Genomic DNA, 18,506 nt, shown 5'->3' with positions numbered 1-18,506 from the left:
CTTTTTGTCGTTTGCAGCGCTGTCGATTCACGGGGCAAATTGCTCTTCGTGCGGGATTTCCCGCTTGCCCGCGTCCGGTCTCAAACGGTCCGGACGGCGGGGCATCTGTTCTACCTTCGCGGTTCGCGACCCGCGCGCTCATCTTTCCCGCGCCGGGCATCGAACTGCAGCAGCCTCCCGGTATTCAGCAGCACCAGCAGGGTGCTGAGATTGTGCAATATCGCCGCCACCAGGGCTCCCGCTGCGCCGAGCAGCCCCATCGCCGCGGCAATTACGATTAAAATCGTCCAGCCAAGGCCGATAAAGACGTTGACCCGCAGGGTGGCGCGGCACTGGCGGCTGAGCCTTACCGCCAGCGGCAGACGGCGTAAGTCGCTGCCGGTCAGCACCACGTCGGCGGACGCCAGCGCGATATCGGCGCCGTTGCTGCCCATAGCAATACCGACGGCGCCGGCCTTGAGCGCCAGCGCATCGTTGATCCCGTCGCCAACCACCATTGGGCGCCATCCTTCACTGACGGCCCGCTGCACCTGCTGCAGCTTTTCGGCCGGCAGTACTTCGGCCGCCAGCTCGTCGATGCCGGTCCGTTGGGCCACGCGCTGCGCGACGGCCAGACGATCGCCTGTCAGCAGCAGGAAGCGGCCGATGCCGAGGTTTTGCAGCATCCCGATGGCCTCCGGCGCTTCGGGGCGGATCGTATCATCGAGCAGCAGCCAGCCGAGAAAAACGCCGCCTTCCGCGAGACCGACCGTCGGGCCGTCGTGGTCGGGGAGCGGGGCGACCGCGATCCGATAGCGGTCAAATAGCTCTTTTCGCCCCAGCAAAGCCCGGCCAGCAGCGGTGGTGGCGACGACTCCCAGCCCCTGAATCTCCTCCACGTCGCGCAGCGTCATCTCTTCATCATCTGCAGGAAGGGCGCCAACCATCGCCCGGCTCACCGGGTGGTTACTCGCGGCGCCCAGCGCCGAGGCCAGCCGCAGCAGAGACTCGCGCGGGCGTGAGGTTGCCGGAACCACGTCAACCAGCCGCAGCCGCCCCTGGGTCAGGGTGCCGGTTTTATCAATAATGACCGCATCAACGTCTGCCAGCTCCTCAAGAAAGGCCGCGTTGCGGATCAGGATGCCGTGCCGGGCAGCCACCGCGATCCCCGCCATCGACGTGGCCGGGGCGGAGAGCACCAGGGCGCAGGGGCAGGCCGCGACCAGCACCGCCAGCATCGCCTGACTGTCGTAGGTCAAAAACCAGGTCGTCGCGGCGATCAGCAGCACGAGGATTAGATAGTGTCCGGCGTAGCGTTCCAGCATTCGGGTGATGGGCGGTTTTGCCTGCTCGGCGTCCTGCATCAGCGCCAGCACCTTCCCGAGGGTGGAGTGCTCGCCCGTATGGGTAATCTCGACGCGCAGCAGGCCGTTGAGGTTCAGCGTTCCGCCGAAAACCGACATTCCGGGGCAGACCTCCGCCGGGACCGATTCACCGGTAATGGACGCCACGTCGAGGCTGGCGTTACCGGAGAGGATCTGCCCATCGGCGGGAATTTGATCGCCAGGACGAACCTCAACCACGTCGCCGGGGCGCAACTGCTGGCTGCCGATATTTTCCTGCGATCCGTCCTGGCGCAGACGTCTCGCCCGGCTATGCGCCAGCTTGCTCAGCCCGGCGATGGCCTGGCGGGTTCCCATGACGCTGCGCTCTTCCAGAATATGGCCAAAAATCATGATCACCGGCAGCAGCGCGGCGGTCATCAGATCGCCCAGCGCCCACGCGCCCAGCATCGCCAGCACGATCAGCAGGTCGGTCACCCCGTGGAGATCCGGATGCAGCAGGCTGTGCCAGCCGGCGCGAAATACCGGCACGGCAACCAGCAGCCAGGCCACGCCGGCCAGAATATCGCCGATCGCCGGCTGATCCGGCGCCACGGCGCGCCAGAGTAGGCTGAGCAACAGCAGCCCGATGGTTATCATCGCCAGCGTCAGCCGACGCGCCATCCGCCGCTGCTCCGCCGGGGTCTGGAGATGATTGCTGAAGTGAATATGTCCGTGGCTGCACGACTGGCTCATGGTGATTTCTCGCTGACCGGCGGGGTGGCCGGCTGGGGGGGAAGGCCCTGGAGGATCAGGCGGCTGTCGTCTCCGGGGGCGACGGTAATAACCTGGCCGGCCTGCGACAGAATACGGCTGACCGCGTCGCGCCACAGGCGCAGCAGCAGTCCGCCATCGCTGCCGTCGTGCCGGGTTTGCGCCAGCTGCAGGATAGTCCGTGTATCAACGCTGGCCTTCGCCAGGGTCTCCTGGCGGCCGGCTTCTGCCTGCTGGATGGTGCGATCCGCCTGCTGTTGCGCCTGCTGGCTCAGCAGCGTGGCTGCGGTGCGCGCGCTGGCTATCTCTTTATCGGCCTGCTGGCTGGCGGTGAGCACGGCGTTGAAGGCCGCCACCGCGTTAGCCGGCAGCGATGAAACGATATCGACGCGCTCAATGACGATGCCCGGATCGTTGCCGCCGGCGGCCATCTGCGCCAGGCTTTGCGTCATGTTGTGCCTGAAGTCGCTGCGCAGGCGAATGCGCTCCTCCGCCGAGTGACGGTCGCTCTGCGGGCTCTCCGGTCTGGCAACCAGAATCGCGTCGAGGCCGCGCTCCATGCAGACGACCGCGGCGGCGCGTTCGGTCAGGCGATCGATCAGCGGCGCGATATGCGCACTCTGTAGCGTGAAGCGGACAGGGTCGCTGACCCGCCAGAATACGCGGACATCCAGCTGGACCACGCCTTCGTCGCCGGTTAAAAGATAGCCTGCTCCGGCGCCGGCATCGCCGTCGCGCTCCCAGTTGTTGATCTGCTCCAGCTGCTGGTCGCGGCGCAGCACCGCCACGTCTCGTTCGAGAATGCGTTCGGCGGCCGGCACCAGCTCAATGCTGTTGACGGGATGCGGCCAGGCAAACAGCAGCCCTGCGTTCGCCACGCGGTGAGGCCTGCCAAACTGAAAGACCACCGCCCGGCTGTCGGGGGCCACCGAATGGATACAGGAGAACAGCCACGCGCAGGCGGCGAGGATCGCCGCGCCGTACAGCGTAAAGAAGGCGATGCGGTACGACTGTCCCCAGGGCGTTGAGCCCGGCGATGCTGAGGTCATGGCTGCGGCGTCCCGGTCAACGGCGTGGGGCCCTGCACCAGGGTGCGGAACGGCTCCGCGTCGGTACGCAGCACCAGGCGGGTGCTGGCGTTAACAATCGTGCTGAGCGTATCCAGCGAACGCAGCAGGTCGTACAGCTGCGGGTCGCTGGCCCGCGCCTTGCCGTAGATGCTGGCCGCGTCGCGCTGGGCGTCGGCGCTGATGGCTGCCGCTTTCACCGCGGCATCGGCCTGCAGAATGCGCGCATCGCGATCCGCCCGGGAGTGGATTTCCGCCGCCTGACGTTTGCCTTCGGCGGTGCGTTCGGTGGCGATAGTTTCGCGCTCGGCGCGCATGCGGTCCACCGTGGCGTTCAGGGTGACGGCCGGCAGGGTCAGGCGCTCGATCCCGGTCTGGATCAGCTCAATGCCGTAGCTTTTCAGCAGCTGGGCCTGAAGCTGCGACTGCAGCTGGCTCTCCAACTGGGCTATTTTGACCTTTTTAGCATCGACGTTAACGATGTCCGACAGCGCGTAGCTGCTGGCGGTGGTCTCCAGCGCGGAGCCGACAAAGGTGCGGATTTGGCGGGCGGCCTCATCCGGCTGGTTCTGCACGGCTCGGATAAAGCGCAGCACGTTATCGTTATCGGGTTTGACCTTCCAGATAACCCAGGCCTGCACCAGCACCCGCAGGCCGTCGCGGGTGCCCACGTCCTGCAGTCCGCTGGAGGTGGAGCGAATGCGCAGATCGACGTCGAGCGGCGTTTCAAACGGCGCCGGCAGCCGCCACGCCAGTCCGGGCGCGAGCAGGACGCGCACCGGATCGCCAAAGCGGGTCACCACGGTGGCGCTTCCGGCGCGGACCTCCAGCAGGCAGGCGGTTAGCACCGCCAGGGTGACCAAAAATGCCGCCACGGCGAGGCGAATACCGCGCCTGCGGCGCAGCGGGGCGGGCGGAGCGATCTGCCGCTTAACGGCGTTCGGGGGGACGTGGGTGGCGGCTATCGCGCGGATCTTCATGGTGTGCTGGCCTTCTGTGGGGCGGTACTGTCGGATAAAGCGGGATACTGGCGGAGATCGAGTACCGGTTCGCTGCTTCCCTGGAGATGATTATCGAGGATCAGCAGCGGCGTATGGGCCAGCGCCTGGCTCAGTATGTGATAGCGTCGCTCGGTAATAAACGCCTCGCCGGCCTGCTGCCACGCCTGCCGTTCGGCGGAGAAGGTCACCGCGGCGGCCCGGGCCTGCGACAGGTTTTCGGCGGCGGAGGCCTCGGCGTTATTCAGGCCGGTCAGGGCGTTACGCTGCGCCTCGCGGCTGACCTTCTCCGCATAGCCCTGTTCGCGGGCGATCAGCGCATTTGCCGCAATCTGCGCGGCCTGCACTCCGTGATAGGCATTAGCGGCCCCGGCGGGAGGATGAATGGCCTCTATGCGGGTGAACAGCAGCTCCACGCCGGTATGGAGGGCGTTAAGACGCTGCTGGATTTGCTGGCTGAGCTCGGTAGCCAGCGTTGCCCGCTGCTCGTCAAGCAGTTCATCGAGCTGCTTGCTGGCAAACTGGGTTACCAGAATCTGCCGGGCGAGGCTGCGAATCATCTCCGCCAGGTCTTCGGTCTGATACTGGCTGTTAAGCGCATCGCGATCGCTAAGGCCAATGCGCCAGATCACGCGGATATCCATATTCACGATCTGGAAGTTCTGCTTGTCCATGGCGGCGCTGGCGATGACCTGGGACTGGTCCGTGGCGTGGCTGCTATCCCATAGCCGCCAGCTGCTCTGCGGAGCCAGGCCTTCTGCGGCGTCGTCGGGCTGGCGATCCGGCTGCGCTGCCTCGGTGATATCGCTGAGCTGGAGTTCATGCACCGCGCCGTTCTCAACGGCGACCACCCGGCCAAAGGGCCACGGCAGTCCGGCGTGCAGGCCGGGAGGCAGCACGGCGATCGGCCGGCCAAAACGCTCGTATATCCCGCGCTGATGCAGCCCCACCTCCGTTAGCCCGCTGAACAGCCAGCCCAGCGCCGCGATGCCCAGGGTCACCGGTACAAGCCGGCGGCCCATCAGACGAAAGGCGTGGATCTGACGCAGATCGACGCCAAAGCGCTGCTGAAATGCGTCCAGGGCATGCAGCAGCGGCCGCGGCGGCCACTGATACTGCGCGGCCAGCAGGCTGCGGGTCAGAAAGCGGGGAGCGGAGTCCGGCGCAGGGGGAGAAGCCATCGCGGTCAGGGCGCGCAGCGCATACTCCAGCGCCACCAGCAGGATCGTCAGGCTCGCCAGCTTAATGCCCCACAGCGCGGGGGCGGGGAACGCCATCGCCGCCAGCAGGGAGAGGGTAAGCAGCAGAAAGAGGCTGAGCATAAGGCGAGCGAACCCCACGTACTGCTGCCGATGAGGCCAGCCGCGAAGGGGGCGGAAGCTGAGCATGCGTTCGAGCAGCAGTAGCGTAAAGCAGAGCAGAATAAACACGCCGACGGCGATCGGCCGCGGGGCGTCGGCCAGCTCAACGGGCCTGGCGTCCGCGATATTGGCGATGGCAAAGGCGCTGGCGAGCGCAGCGGCGATCAGGGTGGTGGCCAGATGCTGATGAAAATGGCGAAGCCAGGCCTGCACGCTTTCCGGCAGCAGTCGGCGCAGAAGCGTCGGCTCGTCCTCCGGGCTCCCGGCGGACGGCGGGGCCTGCCTCCCGCCGCCTTCGCAGCGTAGCGCGTTTTCGACAAACGCCAGCGCGATCAGCACCGCGGCGAGCACCAGGCGCGTTACGGGAAGCCAGAACCCCGTGACGGAAAACAGCGCCAGGAACAGATAAATCGCGCCAGCGACAGCGAGAAGGCAGTACAGAATGGCCTGCGCGATAAGCAAACGTCGGCTTCGCGAAGCGGCCCGAGGGCGATTCTCGGGTGAGGGGGGCTGCGCCATAGACTCTCCAGTTGATCCGTCCCTGCCCGACGCAACCCGGGCAAACGATCTGCTGGAGTCACCGCTGAGACGAAGAACCGATGGTGTTATGTGATAACATCCGCAATATAAACAAAGCGCTCCCTCCTGGATAGTCTGCGACCCGAGTAAAGGTGGATGTTATATTGTAACAATGTATTTATTGTGCAAGATAGCGCTGGCACCGAACGGGCGCTGTGGTAGGGTTTTCGCATCAATTACTGGCTCGGGACGCGTTTCTGAAATGAAAATTTATCGCCTGGTACTTTTAACCGTTGCCGTGAGTTCCCCGGCCGCCTGGGCCTTCCAGGCTAAAAGCACGGCTTCTGTCGAGGTTAGCTCCGCCCAGTTGAAAACGGCGGAAGAGAGCATCGTCAGCAACTTCTACAGCCACAACGCCGCCGGCTTTCAGACCTCAATACTGGGAACCTGCAGCGCGACGCCGGTTCCCGGCTGCCACTGCGCCTTCTGCACCATGCTGCGCGGCGGCGCGTAACCCATTTTTCTCCACAGAGCCTTAGCGGTTATTGTTGATGGCTGGTTGAGGGGGAGTCGCGGACAATAGCGTCGCATTCCCCTTTTTAACCCGCAGAGAAAGCTGATGTTTAAAATCATTTATCTGCCCGCCATTATGGCCATGCTGTCAGGATGTTCGGGCTTTATCGATAAGGTCAAAAATACCGAACTGAAAGAGGAATATTTCTCCGCCAGCGTAGAACGCACCCAAGGATGTCTGCAGTATCAGTCACTCCGCCACCAGTTTTATCTTGAGCAAGACGATCCGCTGCCCAGCGGTGATAAAAGATACAACCTTCTGCGAGACCACGATGCGGTGGCGAATATCGACATGGGTAAATCGGGCAAAAAGACGCTGGTCAATTTCTTCTATGACAAAAGAGACGGGCAGGTGCAAAGCGCGTTGTCTGACATTATCCATCAATGCCACCGTGACCTGGATTAGCCTCTCCGTCCGCGCGGCGGGGAGCCGCGCGTGCCGTGCCAGGATCGCCGTCTCTCAGGAGGCGTGAAGGGTGCAAGGAGAGATCGTTTTACCATCCACGGTCAGGCCGGCGAAAGCGAGCGTCGGCGCCAGGGTGGCGTTGTTTTCAGCCGGGAAGTTGAGCTTCGGCTTTGAGGCCTCGCTGAGCCTGGCGATCTGCCCGGCCGATAGCGTCACCTCAAGCGAGTCGAGGTTGGTTTATTCTCTGGGAGCGCTATGAGGATCCGGCGGCCCATCAGCGCCACTTTACCCTGCCGCATACCCAGGCGTTTATCGACGCCGGGTGGGTCAGCCTGGTTCGGGTTTTCGAAACCACGTTGCCGGCGCGCGCCGGTGGGGAGCATGGCCATGATTAACTGGGGCATTCTGGGTACCAGCTTTATTTCCGGCGTGATGGCCGAGGCCATCGCCCGCGCGCCCGGGCACCGGCTCTATGCGGCGGCGGGGCGCTCTGCCGCAGGGCTGGCCTCATTTGGCGAAAAGTACGCGCCGCAGCGCCTGTTTAACGACTACGCCCGGCTTATCACCGATCCTGAGGTTGACGTGGTCTATATCGCCCTGCCAAACCATATCCATCATGATTTCGTGATGCAGGCAGCCCGGGCGGGAAAGGCCATCTTGTGTGAGAAATCGCTGTCGGTGGATATGCCGCGAAGCGAAGCGGCGCTGGCGGCGGTACGGGAGAATAAGGTCTTCTTTATGGAGGGCCTGATGTACCTGCACCATCCGCTGATTGCCGCGTTGATCGATATCCTGAACGGCGAAGAGCTGGGGCAAGTTCGTTCGCTGACGGCCCGCTACGGCGCCAGCATTGCCCATCTGGTTAATCCGGATAGCCGGGGAGCGATTTACAACCTCGGCTGCTATCCGGCTTCATTAGCGCATTTGGTGATGCAGCACCGCCTCGGCGACGCGGTGGACGATTACCGTCTGGTGGCGATGGGCCGCCGCGGCGCTGACGGCAATCTCGCCGAGGCCACTGCAATCCTAAGCTGGGCCGATGGGGCGGTGGCCTCCCTGCACTGTACGGAAGATTACGGCATGTTCTGGGATTTCAGCATCCAGGGCAGCGTCGGTTCGCTGCGAATTGAGAGTAACCCCTGGCTCCCGGAAGCCGGCGGCAACCGCATCGTCGTCACTCCCTACGAGGGCGAAACCCGCTATATCGATATCGCCGCGGCGGGTGACGCGTTTGACTATCAGGTGCTGGCGGTCGGCAGCGCGCTGGCGCAGGGGGCGCGGGAAGTGGCGCGACCGGCGGCGAGAGCCGAAGACTCGCTGGCCATTATGCGGATGCTCACGGCCTGGGAGCAGGGCGCCGAAGCCGGTCTGGTGTAGGCGCGACAACTATATCGCGTTCAGCCCCTCGGTGACGCGGGCGCCGGCGGGGTGTACCTCTCCGGCGGCTCGCCGCTGGCCCGGCAGCGGGAGAGCAGCTGCTGATATTGCTGCGGGGTATCAACGTCCCAATGAATGCCATTTTCTGCTACGTCGACCGTTTGGCTACCAAACTGATGCACAACCGTTTTGAGGCTATCGTCGGCGCCGGCAGCGACTATTTTTTCAATAATTGAAAATGGCAGCAGTACCGGATGACCCCGGCCTTGCTGATACTCGGGGATAAGGCACGTCTCTTTGCGCTGCTGCCACAGGGTCGCATAGACGCCAGCGCCGGCTGCCGGCATATCGCCGAGAGCGATAAAAAAATGGCGTGCTTTAATGTGCTTTACGCCCGCCTGGATGGATGAAAACATCCCCTCCTGATATCTCGCGTTATGAACCAGCTCAATATCTGGATGGTGCGCGTAGCGCTGATGCAACTCGGACCCCCTGAATCCGGTCACCAGGATAACCCGATCGCAGAATGAGAGCGCATTGGCGATGGCGCCGTCGAGGACGGTCCCCTCTCTCCATGGCAGCATCATTTTCCAGGTCCCCATTCTGGTTGACATTCCCGCCGCCAGAATCAAACACTCTTTAACAGGCATACGTCCTCCGCCACTCTCGGCGCCCCGGATATCAGCTCGTCCGGGGCGGCGCAAACTCAAGCCTTCAGAATCGCTTTTATCGAGGTGATAATCGGCTGATAGCCGGTGCAGCGGCAGAGGTTACCCTCCAGCGCCTCGCAGATTTCGCTATCGGAAGGTTGAGGGTTTTGATCTAACAGGGCCTTCGTGCTCATCAGTACCCCCGGCGTACAGAAGCCGCACTGGACGCCGCCGTGGCGCACGAATGCGTTTTGCAGCTTTTTCCCGACGGCGTCATGCTGCAGGGCCTCAATCGTGGTGATTTCCGCGCCGTGGCACTGGGCGGCCAGCAGGAGGCACGAGCAGACCGACTTTTCGTTCATAATCACCGTGCAGGCCCCGCACTCGCCGACGGAGCAGCCCTCCTTGGTGCCGGTTAGCCGCAGATCCTCCCGCAGGAAATCCAGCAGGCGGGTGTTATCGTCCACTTCGCGACTGATGCGAATGCCATTAACCTTCAGCTCAATTCGGTTCATTTTTTTGCCACCTTCTGCTCTGCCAGCGTTTCCTGCATCATTTGCCGGAACATATCTTCAAATACCGGTATTTTGTAAGGGGCCGACCAGCGTCCGCCTATCGCCTCATGCATGATTTTGTTCAGCGCCTGGACCGCATCCTCAATTCTCTTCTCGTCGAGGACAAACCCCGTCAGGCAGGCCTCAACCTCCGTCAGCCGCTGGGGTTTGCTGAGCAGAGCGCCATCCACCAGGCGGCAGAGCGCCAGCGTGCCATCGCCAGAAAAGGTGAACAGGCCCGTCAGGCTTTGGCGGGTGATATTCAGCGCGTTGCGGCGTCCCAGCTGTAAATAGCGCTGCTGTGATAGCGGCGCGGGCGGGGCGGGTAATATGACTTTGGTGACGATTTCACCTTGCTTCAGCGCCGTGCGGTAGCCGCCGACGATAAAGTCGCTGAGCGCTATCTGCCGCGCGCCGCTGGCGCTGCGCAGCTCCAGCCTGGCGTCATAAATAATCAATGGAGGAACCGAGTCGGCGCAGGGCGCGGCGTTAACGATATTCCCGCCGACGGTCGCCTGGTTGCGCAGCTGGAGAGAGCCGATAGTTTTGCAGGCCGTGACCAGCAGAGGGTAGCGCGCCTTAATCAGCGGATGCCTGACCAAATCGCTAAAGCAGACCCCTGAGCCGATAATCAGCTCGCCGTTAAGCTCTTCTATCTGCCTGAGCTCCTGAAGCCCCGCAATATTGACCAGCTCGACCTCGTCGGTTTTCAACCGCGCCTGTACCAGAACATCGGTCCCGCCGGCGATGGGCTGGCTATTTTCACGCGCCAGCATCTGCAGCGCCTCGTCCAGATTTTTCGGCGTCGCCATCCGCAGCGTATTCAGGCGCAAAACCTGCTTATGCTCCGCTCCCTCCGCCATGAGTTCGCTCTGGCGCTCGGGTTTTTTCAGGTTATAGCCGAGGCGCACGCGCTCGAGGGTCAGGGGAAGCTGACGGTTCCGTTTCTCCAGGGCGAAGCTGACCGCGTTGTTAAGCGCCGCCGCTCCCAGCTCAAGGACCGGCTCGCCGATGACCTTGGCGCCTAGAGGCCCGGCGCGGTCGTGGTTTTCGACGGCGATAATATCGATATGGGGCATATCCTGGATGGTGGGCAGCAAATAGGTGTCAAAATTCTCGGATTTCACGGTCCCGTTTTCGGTATTAAAATCCTCCAGCATGCCGTATCCCACCATCCCCTGCAGCACGCCGCCGTAGACCTGACCGGCAAAGCCGACGGGGTTTATCACCTTACCCACATCGTGGGCGGCGACGACGTTATTGATGGCAATCTTGCCGGTGCGGGTATCCAGCGCAATATCGGCGATCTGGCAGCCATAGACCCAGGTGAAATAGGGGCTGCCGCAGCCTTTTTCCTCATCCCAGTGGATAGCCGGCGCCACGTGCCAGCCGTAGGAGGAGAGGTTGGCGCCCGTCGCCCGGGTCAAATCGACAACTTCCTGAAAGGTCAGGGTAGTTTGCGGCTGGTGCCGATTGAAGACTTTCCCCTCCTGCCACACCAGGTCGTCTATACCGGCGGCCCCAAGCCGCTGGCTGACGGCGTTGGCCATCCGTTTCTTGATTTTATTGGCGGCGCTCAGGATCGCCTGACCGCCCATCAGCGTGCCGCGGGAGGCGACGGTAGAGCCGCCGTCGGCGATCATCGAGGTGTCAGGCTCAGAGAACATCACGCGATCCAGTCCGATGCCGAAGGCTTCCGCGGTAATCAGCGACATGGTGGTTTGCAAACCCTGGCCGTTTTCAGAGACGGAGGTTGAAATGTTGATGCTGCCATCGGCGTTCACCTGCATCAGCGCCGATGAGGCGTCCAGGCCCTCCGCGCCGAGGGAGCACCCGCGGTGGCTGAGCGCCAGGCCGATACCGTAGCGCACCGGCCCGCCCTCGGCGTTGAGCTTGCGATAGTGCTCACGCCTGGCGACGAACTCCGCTTTCGCCATGGCTTTCTCGAGGACTTCCTGTGCGGAGACCGTATGATTATCAAACACCTGCCCGGCCATGCTGGTATCGCCCTGGCGGAGAATATTGCGCAGGCGCAGCTCGACCGGGGAGAGGCCCATCGCTTCGGCGACCTCGTCCATCAGCGATTCATTGGCAAAAATCACCTGCGGAGCGCCGTAGCCGCGATAGGCGGAAGTGTAGTTATTGTTGGTATAGACCCCCGTCACGTCGACCCGCACGTTGGGAATGTTGTAAGGCCCGGCGGCCTGCACGGAACTGCGCCAGGTTACGAACATGGTCTGCCCGGAGTAGCTGCCGCCATCGGCGATAATATCGACCTTAATCGCCTGAATGCGGGCCTCATCATCGAGGCCAATCTTGTACTTCATCTTATAGGGATGGCGTTTATAGCTCTCCCGCATCGACTGTTCCCGATTGTAGGAGATCTTGACCGGGCGGGAGGTAAGATGCGCCAGCAGGGCGGCCCGGCAGGCAATATTGTCGATAATATCGTCCTTGCCGCCAAACGACCCGCCCAGTATCGAGCGTTTAACGTTGACCCGCGACTGCGGAAGGGCGAGGTATTTTGCCACGATACCGCGTATCCGGTGGGCGTTCTGAATCGAGCCGCTAATGGTCATCACCTGCTCGTTGCTATCGATCCAGGCCGTGATGGATTCAGGTTCTATATAGCCATGCTCCTGAAACCCCACCTCGTACTCGCGTTCAAAAATATGCGTAGAGGCGGCAAAGCCGCTGTCGATATCGCCTTTGACGGTGTGGTGGTGATTAATAATATTGCTGTCGAGTTCGCTATGAATTAAGCGCGCTCCGGGTTTCATGGCCTCTTCTGGCGACACGATGGGCTGCCATGGCGTATAGGTTATGGCGATCTTTTCCGCGGCAAGGCACGCCGCTTCATAGGTTTCGGCGGCGACGACCGCAATGACATCACCGCGATAAGCAATTTCATTGCGAATGATGGGCGGATAGTCGGGAATGATAACGCCAAGGCTCTTCTCGCCGGGAATATCCTCCCACGTGGCAATACGTACCACGCCAGGAACGTTCCTCGCCTCAGATAAGTCGAGCGAGTCAATGCGTCCTGCAGGAATATCGACAAAACGACAAACGCCGTACAGCATATTTGCCATTTTAATATCATCGCCGTAAATAGCCTTGCCGCTCACTTTGGCCAGGCCATCAACGCGCGCGACTTCATTGCCAACCAGCGTAGTGGTCATATTTTTCTCCGTTTCCAGGGTCCTGTCCCTTATACGAACGACGCCCGACGGATGGTGTCACCGTAGGTCGCACTGCCGCAGCTGCGGGGATGTCTGTTGCGCGGCATAACGGTCGTAAAGACGTTTTTTGCCTATCGGGCGAGAAGTAGCAATAGGTATGCCAGCTCAAAGGAATGGCGTTTTCGGGGTTGCCAACTGTGATGCCGATCGAACTTATTGGCGAAACGACGCGGCCTGCGGGAGAGACTGCAGCCGCCGTTGCCGGGTGATTATCACCTGCACGGCGATAATTATTATCATAATGATAAAGGGCGGTGATGAAGAGATAACCTTTCGGCGTTGGGAGGTGGCGCGCGGCTATCAGAGGGAGGGTCGCCCCGCGGGCGTTTCTGGGCATTAGAGCCCCTGGGCGCCGGGTTGCGCCCAGGGGAGTACGGGGAAGGAAAGCTAGCGGAAAGGCGGTTCGTTGAAGGTGCGCAGCTTGCGCGAATGCATATGATCGCCTTCGGCCCGCAGGAGGTCGATGGCCTTAATGCCAATCTGCAAATGCTCTGAAATAGCCCCTTCATAAAAACGGTTGGCCTGGCCGGGGAGCTTTATCTCACCGTGCAGCGGTTTATCAGAGACGCACAGCAGCGTGCCGTAAGGGACGCGGAAGCGGTAGCCCTGAGCGGCGATAGTCGCGCTTTCCATATCAATCGCGACGGCGCGGCTGAGGTTGAAGCGCAGCGCCGAGGCGGAATAGCGCAGCTCCCAGTTGCGATCGTCGGTGGTGACTACCGTCCCGGTGCGCAGCCGCTGCTTAACCTCTTCTCCAGGCATGCCGCTGATCTGCTTGGTGGCGTCGTACAGCGCGCGCTGGACCTCGGCAATGCTGGGAATTGGGATATCCGGCGGCAGCACCGCATCGAGCACGTGGTCGTCGCGCAGATAGGCGTGCGCCAGCACGTAGTCGCCGATGGTCTGGCTTTCGCGCAGGCCGCCGCAGTGGCCAATCATCAGCCACACGTCCGGGCGCAGCACCGCCAGATGATCGCAGATATTCTTGGCGTTAGAGGGGCCAACGCCGATGTTAATCAAGGTGATCCCCTGACCATCTTTGGTGATCAGGTGCCAGGCGGGCATCTGGTGCTTTTTCCATGCCAGGTCGGACACGGCCTGCTCCGGTGCTTCGGTATCCGCGGTGATCCAGATCCCGCCGGCGCAGGAGAGCGCGATATAGGGACTGTCGGGATCGAGGATCTGGCTGCAGCCCCAGCGCACGAACTCGTCCACGTAGCGGGTGTAGTTGGTGAACAGGACGTACGGCTGGAAATGATCGACCGGCGTGCCGGTGTAGTGGCGCAGGCGGGCGAGAGAGAAATCGACGCGTCGGGCATCGAAGTGGGAAAGCGGGTGGTTTTCGGTTGGGTGGAATATCCCGTCGGCGGTTTCATCGCCAATCTGCGATAGCTCGGTGGTCGGGAAATGGCGGGTCAGGCCCGCGCTCATCGAGCGATCGAGGGTCAGTGCGGAACCGTCGATCACGTAAGGGTAGGGAATTTCATGCTGCGAAAGCCCAACGCTAATGTGCGCGCCGTAATCCTCATACAGCAGGGTCAGCTGTTCGAGGAGGTAGGTGCGAAAGAGCTTAGGATTGGTAATCGTGGTGCTGTAGCAGCCGGCGTGGGTGAAGCGGCCCCAGGCGCGGGTTTTGAGGGCCTTGTGATCGGCGCCATCCCAGGAAACGGACAGCAGCGGATAAACAAACAGCCCCTGGGCACGGACGCTCTCGTCAGGGAGCACGTTGTGGTTGATGTACTCGCCAATGGCTTTACGTAGCGCATTGACCGACTGCTCATACTGCGTTTCTAGCTGACTCAGCGCTTGTTCCGGGGTCAGACTGGCGGCCTTGTGGTTCATCATTCGCTCCTTGTTTCAGGTCTGCTGACGTGTTCGATAGTATGTCACAGACCGAAAAGAGCGAAGGGGAATTTCACCGGCTGAGCGATGAAAATACTGCAAATTGAAACAGTTGGTGATTATTACTGGCGGCTATTCGGCCTCGGAATGCGCGCTATCGGCCCAGCGCTCGGCGCTGAAGTGCGTCGCCTTTTGCACCTTCAGGGTCACCGCGGGATCGCCGTTGATACGATAGCGGGCGTTCGCCAGCGGCGTGAGCTTATCGCCGATTTTTAAGCCGCCGCGGCAGGGTTCAATCTCGGCAATGATCAGCAGTTGGCCGCTTTGTAAAACCACGCGGGTCGTTTCGCTGCAGACCTTTTTTACCCACCACTCCATCTCTTTTTCCCTGGCTTGTTATATTCCCGGCGATAATTGTCTTTTGCTCCGCTTCTGACAATAAGAATAGCCTTTCGGTTTAGTCTATGTTTAAAAAGCGTCTCGCAGGCTTTAATCACACAAACACCAATGCGCCAATGCGCAAACGGTCGTCATATATAGCAAAGAAAATGGACAGCGATATGGCAATGATGCGCTTTACCCGACACCTGAATAAAGCTGGTTTAAAAGTCGCCTCGCTGGTGAAAAAAATCGCCGTGGGCCTGCTTATCGTGATTAGCGTTTTTTTTGCCGGACGTATTTATGAAACCCAGCGCGGGCCTGCGCTGCATTCGTGGCATACCTGGTCCGCCGATGAAATGTCGGCGGCTGAGATTGATCGCACCACCTTCGGCGGATATCTGGCGCGGGAGGGGGCTATTTTTCAGCAAATGAAAACCCAACTGACGGATGCGCTTCCAGATAATGAAAAAACGCCGCTCAACCGTTTTTATGCCCAAAGCGAGGTCTACCCGGAGAAGTTTCAGCCTAACTGGAACCGCTCCTTCGTGCTGCTGCCGGAGGGAAAGCCGCGCGGTACCGCGGTGCTGCTGCACGGGCTGACGGACTCACCGTACAGCGTGCGCTATCTGGCAAAAGCCTATCAGCAGCAGGGATTCGTGGCGGTGGTGCCGAGGCTGCCGGGGCACGGCACCGCGCCGGGATCGCTGACCGCCGTTGACTGGCAGGCGTGGATGGCGACAACGCGCCTGGCGGTACGCGAAGCGACGCGGCTGGGCGGGGCGCAGGTACCGCTGCACGTGATCGGCTACTCCAACGGCGGCGCGCTGGCGCTGAAGTATGCGCTCGACGCGCTGGATGATAACGCCCTGCCCGAGCCGCAGCAGATAGTCCTGCTGTCGCCGATGATCGGGGTGACGGCATTTGCCCGTTTTGCCGGGCTGACGGGGCTGCCGGCGGTGTTTCCGGCCTTTGCTCGGGCGGCATGGCTGAACGTGGTGCCGGAGTTTAATCCTTACAAATACAACTCGTTTCCGGTGAAGGCGGCCCGCCAGTCGTGGCTGTTAACCCAGGCGCTGCAGGAGCAGATAGTCCAGGCCTCCCGCAGCCAGCGGCTTGCCGCGCTGCCGCCGGTGCTGACCTTCCAGTCGGTCATGGACTCCACGGTGAGTACCCGGGCGGTGGTTGATTCGCTGTATCGCTACCTGCCGCAAAACGGCAGCGAGCTGGTGATTTTTGATATCAACCAGGCCGCCAACCTGCGGGCGCTGTTTCGCCCCGCGCTCTACTCTGCGGTCAGCGCGCTGCTGCCGCCGGCGCCGCGGCAATATAGCACCACGGTGATTACCAACGCCTCGCCCACCACCTATGAGACGGTGGCACGCACCACGCCGGCAGGAGAAAAAGAGGAGCGGGTGACGCCGCTGAACCTGGCGTGGCCGCAGGATATGTATTCGCTCTCGCACGTGGCGGTGCCGTTCCCGCTGAACGACTCCCTGTACGGCCGCGAGCCTAAGGAGAAGAGTCGTTATGGCATCAGCATTGGTACGATTTCGCTCCGGGGAGAGACCTCCAGCCTCAGCGTCGGGCTGGATACGCTGATGCGTGTGACCTCCAACCCGTTCTTCCCGTTTATGATGGCGCGCATTGACCAGCGCATCGGCTGCGGCTTCCAGCCTGATATGCGGGCCTGCCTGCAGCCTGAGGCGCGGGTTGAGGCCTCAAAATAGCGAGACGTGCATCAGGGTGCGAACCGCGATGCCAACCATGGCGCCAGGCGCGACAAAGCGGAACAGGCGGACAAAGCGCGAGCTAACGCCAAGAAAAATGCCGATTCCCGGCAGATCGAAGGTTTGAATCAGCAGCCCGGCGGAGGCGTTAATCTGGCTGGCGGTGACCTTGCCCTGCTGAAGCAATTCAGAGATCACGCCAAAGTAGGCCGTGCCGCCGGCCACGCATTTGACCAGCGCCGGCAGGACGAAGTTTTCCGGGATATGCAGCCACAGCAGCAGCGGCATCAGCAGGCGCTGCAGCATATCAATCAGCCCGGCAGCCTGCACCAGCCCGACGATGGTGAGCGACAGGATCAGCATCGGCACGGCGCCGAGGGCCAGACGAATCGCGTCGGAGCCGGCGCTGTTGATAACGGAAATGATCCCCTGGCTATTTTGCTCGGCGTTGGGCAGCACCTCCGCGCGGGCGTTTTCGATGGTCGACAGCCGCCGGCCGGTGAAGTACCAGGTTGCCGCAGCCGCGCACAGCCCGCCAACAATCGAAATGATTATCGAGGCCATCCAGTGCAGGCCGAAAGGCGCGAGGGGGTAGAAGACGTTGCCTTGACCCATAGCAAAGACCATGGCCAGAGTCGCGGCCATCTGCCGGTCAGAGACGCCGCGTTTATCCATAATCGACAGGGTCGCCAGCGGGGCGGCAAAGCTGACGAAATTCATCTGGATCAGGGCAAACGCGCTCATCCCGGTTAAACCAAACGGCTTGAGCAGCGGCGCCACCCAGCGGACGATAACGTCGAGCACCCCGCGTACTTCCAGGTATTTCATGATGATCAGCATTACTACCATAATCGGTAGCAGGGTATAAAGCGCGACGTTAACCGAGGATTTCCCCGCCGACATAATAATGCTTATGACGTCCATTTATTTTTCGAGTACCGCCTGCAAAATCATTCATTAGCATCATGATAATCCCCGCTGCCGCGAAATGATACGCTTTGCCGCTATTGGCAACCGTTCTGCCGGTTGTTATATATACTGATCATAAGGCGCACGTATTACCGGTAAAATGCCGCCGCGACATCTGCAAAGCGCGTTTATTATTCCCAGAACGAATACCCAGTGGAAATTATCTATAAGGAAAAGCCTATGCCACGTTGTCGGCTGATAGTATTGGCAGCCCTGATTATTTTTGCCTCTGCGGCGCGGGCTGAAAAAGGCGTTTACGGCGAGCAGCGCATCAGCGGCTGGTGGGACTGGTTAAAAAATGATGTTTCGCAAACCTGGAATGAGCCGCAAAACTACGATCTGTATCTGCCGTTTCTCAGCTGGCACAACCGCTTAACCTACGATAAAGAGAAAACGGATAACTACAACGAGATGCCCTGGGGCGGCGGCTTCGGCTTCTCTCGCTACCACGATGACGGCGACTGGAGCTCGCTGTACGCCATGATGTTTAAGGATTCGCATAACGAGTGGCAGCCCATCATCGGCTACGGCTGGGAGAAGGGCTGGTATCTGGATAGCGCCCGCGATTTCCGCCTCGGGCTCGGGGTGACCGCCGGGATTACCGCCCGCGATGATTTCGCTAATTACGTGCCGCTACCGATTATCCTGCCGCTGTTTTCCGCAAGCTATCAGCAGCTTAGCGTGCAGTTTACCTATATTCCCGGCACCTATAATAACGGTAACGTCCTCTTTGCCTGGCTGCGCTACGGTTTTTAAACCCGGCGC

General features: G+C 61.2%; 16 protein-coding genes. 5 read left to right on the top strand and 11 right to left on the bottom strand.

The genetic code is table 11. From position 1 onward, the window contains the following. Positions 1 to 110 precede the first annotated feature (110 nt). Genes GVK32_RS15995 through hflK form a run of 4 tightly spaced genes read right to left on the bottom strand, consistent with a single transcriptional unit; the run spans position 111 to position 6,020 of the window. Positions 111 to 2,057, bottom strand: a complete 1,947-nt coding sequence (locus GVK32_RS15995; protein WP_159870374.1) for a cation-translocating P-type ATPase — start codon at positions 2,055 to 2,057, stop codon at positions 111 to 113. After that, positions 2,054 to 3,124: an SPFH domain-containing protein gene (locus tag GVK32_RS15990; RefSeq protein WP_159870377.1), complete on the bottom strand. Its 1,071-nt coding sequence runs from the start codon at positions 3,122 to 3,124 to the stop codon at positions 2,054 to 2,056. The genes GVK32_RS15995 and GVK32_RS15990 overlap by 4 nt, the downstream gene beginning before the upstream one ends. Beyond that, positions 3,121 to 4,122 carry an SPFH domain-containing protein gene (locus tag GVK32_RS15985; RefSeq protein WP_159870379.1) on the bottom strand — a complete coding sequence of 334 codons (1,002 nt, stop codon included), beginning with the start codon at positions 4,120 to 4,122 and terminating at the stop codon, positions 3,121 to 3,123. Before GVK32_RS15985 ends, GVK32_RS15990 begins: the two co-directional genes overlap by 4 nt. Then, positions 4,119 to 6,020, bottom strand: a complete 1,902-nt coding sequence (hflK, locus tag GVK32_RS15980; protein WP_159870381.1) for a protease modulator HflK — start codon at positions 6,018 to 6,020, stop codon at positions 4,119 to 4,121. The genes GVK32_RS15985 and hflK overlap by 4 nt, the downstream gene beginning before the upstream one ends. Before the next feature lie 262 nt (positions 6,021 to 6,282). Here hflK and GVK32_RS15975 point away from each other — a divergent pair, with 262 nt between their 5' ends. Together GVK32_RS15975 and GVK32_RS15970 are read left to right on the top strand one after the other, a co-directional pair. Beyond that, the gene (locus tag GVK32_RS15975) at positions 6,283 to 6,534 is read left to right on the top strand and encodes a hypothetical protein (protein ID WP_159870383.1); all 252 of its coding nucleotides are present in this window, start codon (positions 6,283 to 6,285) and stop codon (positions 6,532 to 6,534) included. Positions 6,535 to 6,639: 105 nt separating this feature from the next. Continuing rightward, entirely contained in the window at positions 6,640 to 6,999 is a 360-nt protein-coding gene (locus GVK32_RS15970) for a hypothetical protein (RefSeq protein ID WP_159870385.1), read from the top strand. 54 nt (positions 7,000 to 7,053) lie between these two features. Here GVK32_RS15970 and GVK32_RS15965 read toward each other — a convergent pair whose 3' ends face one another. After that, the gene (locus GVK32_RS15965; RefSeq protein ID WP_200842898.1) at positions 7,054 to 7,215 is read right to left on the bottom strand and encodes a hypothetical protein; all 162 of its coding nucleotides are present in this window, start codon (positions 7,213 to 7,215) and stop codon (positions 7,054 to 7,056) included. 165 nt (positions 7,216 to 7,380) lie between these two features. Here GVK32_RS15965 and GVK32_RS15960 point away from each other — a divergent pair, with 165 nt between their 5' ends. Then, entirely contained in the window at positions 7,381 to 8,376 is a 996-nt protein-coding gene (locus GVK32_RS15960; RefSeq protein WP_159870387.1) for a Gfo/Idh/MocA family protein, read from the top strand. A 20-nt stretch (positions 8,377 to 8,396) separates the two neighbouring features. Here the strand turns inward: GVK32_RS15960 and GVK32_RS15955 are convergent, their stop codons facing one another. The 5 genes from GVK32_RS15955 to GVK32_RS15935 all read right to left on the bottom strand — a co-directional run bounded on the left by GVK32_RS15955 (position 8,397) and on the right by GVK32_RS15935 (position 15,042). After that, positions 8,397 to 9,026: an NTP transferase domain-containing protein gene (locus tag GVK32_RS15955; RefSeq protein WP_159870389.1), complete on the bottom strand. Its 630-nt coding sequence runs from the start codon at positions 9,024 to 9,026 to the stop codon at positions 8,397 to 8,399. Between the two features lie 56 nt (positions 9,027 to 9,082). After that, positions 9,083 to 9,541 carry a (2Fe-2S)-binding protein gene (locus GVK32_RS15950; protein ID WP_041146320.1) on the bottom strand — a complete coding sequence of 153 codons (459 nt, stop codon included), beginning with the start codon at positions 9,539 to 9,541 and terminating at the stop codon, positions 9,083 to 9,085. Further along, positions 9,538 to 12,762 (bottom strand): molybdopterin cofactor-binding domain-containing protein, encoded by a 3,225-nt coding sequence (locus tag GVK32_RS15945; protein ID WP_159870391.1) that lies wholly within the window; start codon positions 12,760 to 12,762, stop codon positions 9,538 to 9,540. Before GVK32_RS15945 ends, GVK32_RS15950 begins: the two co-directional genes overlap by 4 nt. Before the next feature lie 447 nt (positions 12,763 to 13,209). After that, entirely contained in the window at positions 13,210 to 14,664 is a 1,455-nt protein-coding gene (locus tag GVK32_RS15940) for an AMP nucleosidase (protein WP_123709178.1), read from the bottom strand. Between the two features lie 132 nt (positions 14,665 to 14,796). Continuing rightward, entirely contained in the window at positions 14,797 to 15,042 is a 246-nt protein-coding gene (locus tag GVK32_RS15935) for a histidine kinase (protein WP_159870393.1), read from the bottom strand. A 182-nt stretch (positions 15,043 to 15,224) separates the two neighbouring features. Between GVK32_RS15935 and GVK32_RS15930 the strand changes: the two genes are divergently transcribed. Continuing rightward, the gene (locus tag GVK32_RS15930) at positions 15,225 to 16,772 is read left to right on the top strand and encodes a carboxylesterase (protein ID WP_159870396.1); all 1,548 of its coding nucleotides are present in this window, start codon (positions 15,225 to 15,227) and stop codon (positions 16,770 to 16,772) included. Here the strand turns inward: GVK32_RS15930 and GVK32_RS15925 are convergent. Further along, positions 16,764 to 17,696, bottom strand: coding sequence for a nucleoside recognition domain-containing protein (locus GVK32_RS15925; protein WP_159870399.1), 933 nt, complete (start codon positions 17,694 to 17,696; stop codon positions 16,764 to 16,766). The genes GVK32_RS15930 and GVK32_RS15925 overlap by 9 nt on opposite strands. Positions 17,697 to 17,921: 225 nt before the next feature. Between GVK32_RS15925 and pagP the strand changes: the two genes are divergently transcribed. After that, positions 17,922 to 18,497, top strand: a complete 576-nt coding sequence (gene pagP / locus GVK32_RS15920; protein WP_159870402.1) for a lipid IV(A) palmitoyltransferase PagP — start codon at positions 17,922 to 17,924, stop codon at positions 18,495 to 18,497. Positions 18,498 to 18,506: the final 9 nt, after the last annotated feature.

Origin of the sequence: Klebsiella sp. 18074 (assembly GCF_902705905.1) — a bacterium.
GTDB classification, from domain to species: Bacteria; Pseudomonadota; Gammaproteobacteria; order Enterobacterales; family Enterobacteriaceae; genus Klebsiella; species Klebsiella terrigena.
This window is presented reverse-complemented; position numbering and strand designations above follow the sequence as displayed.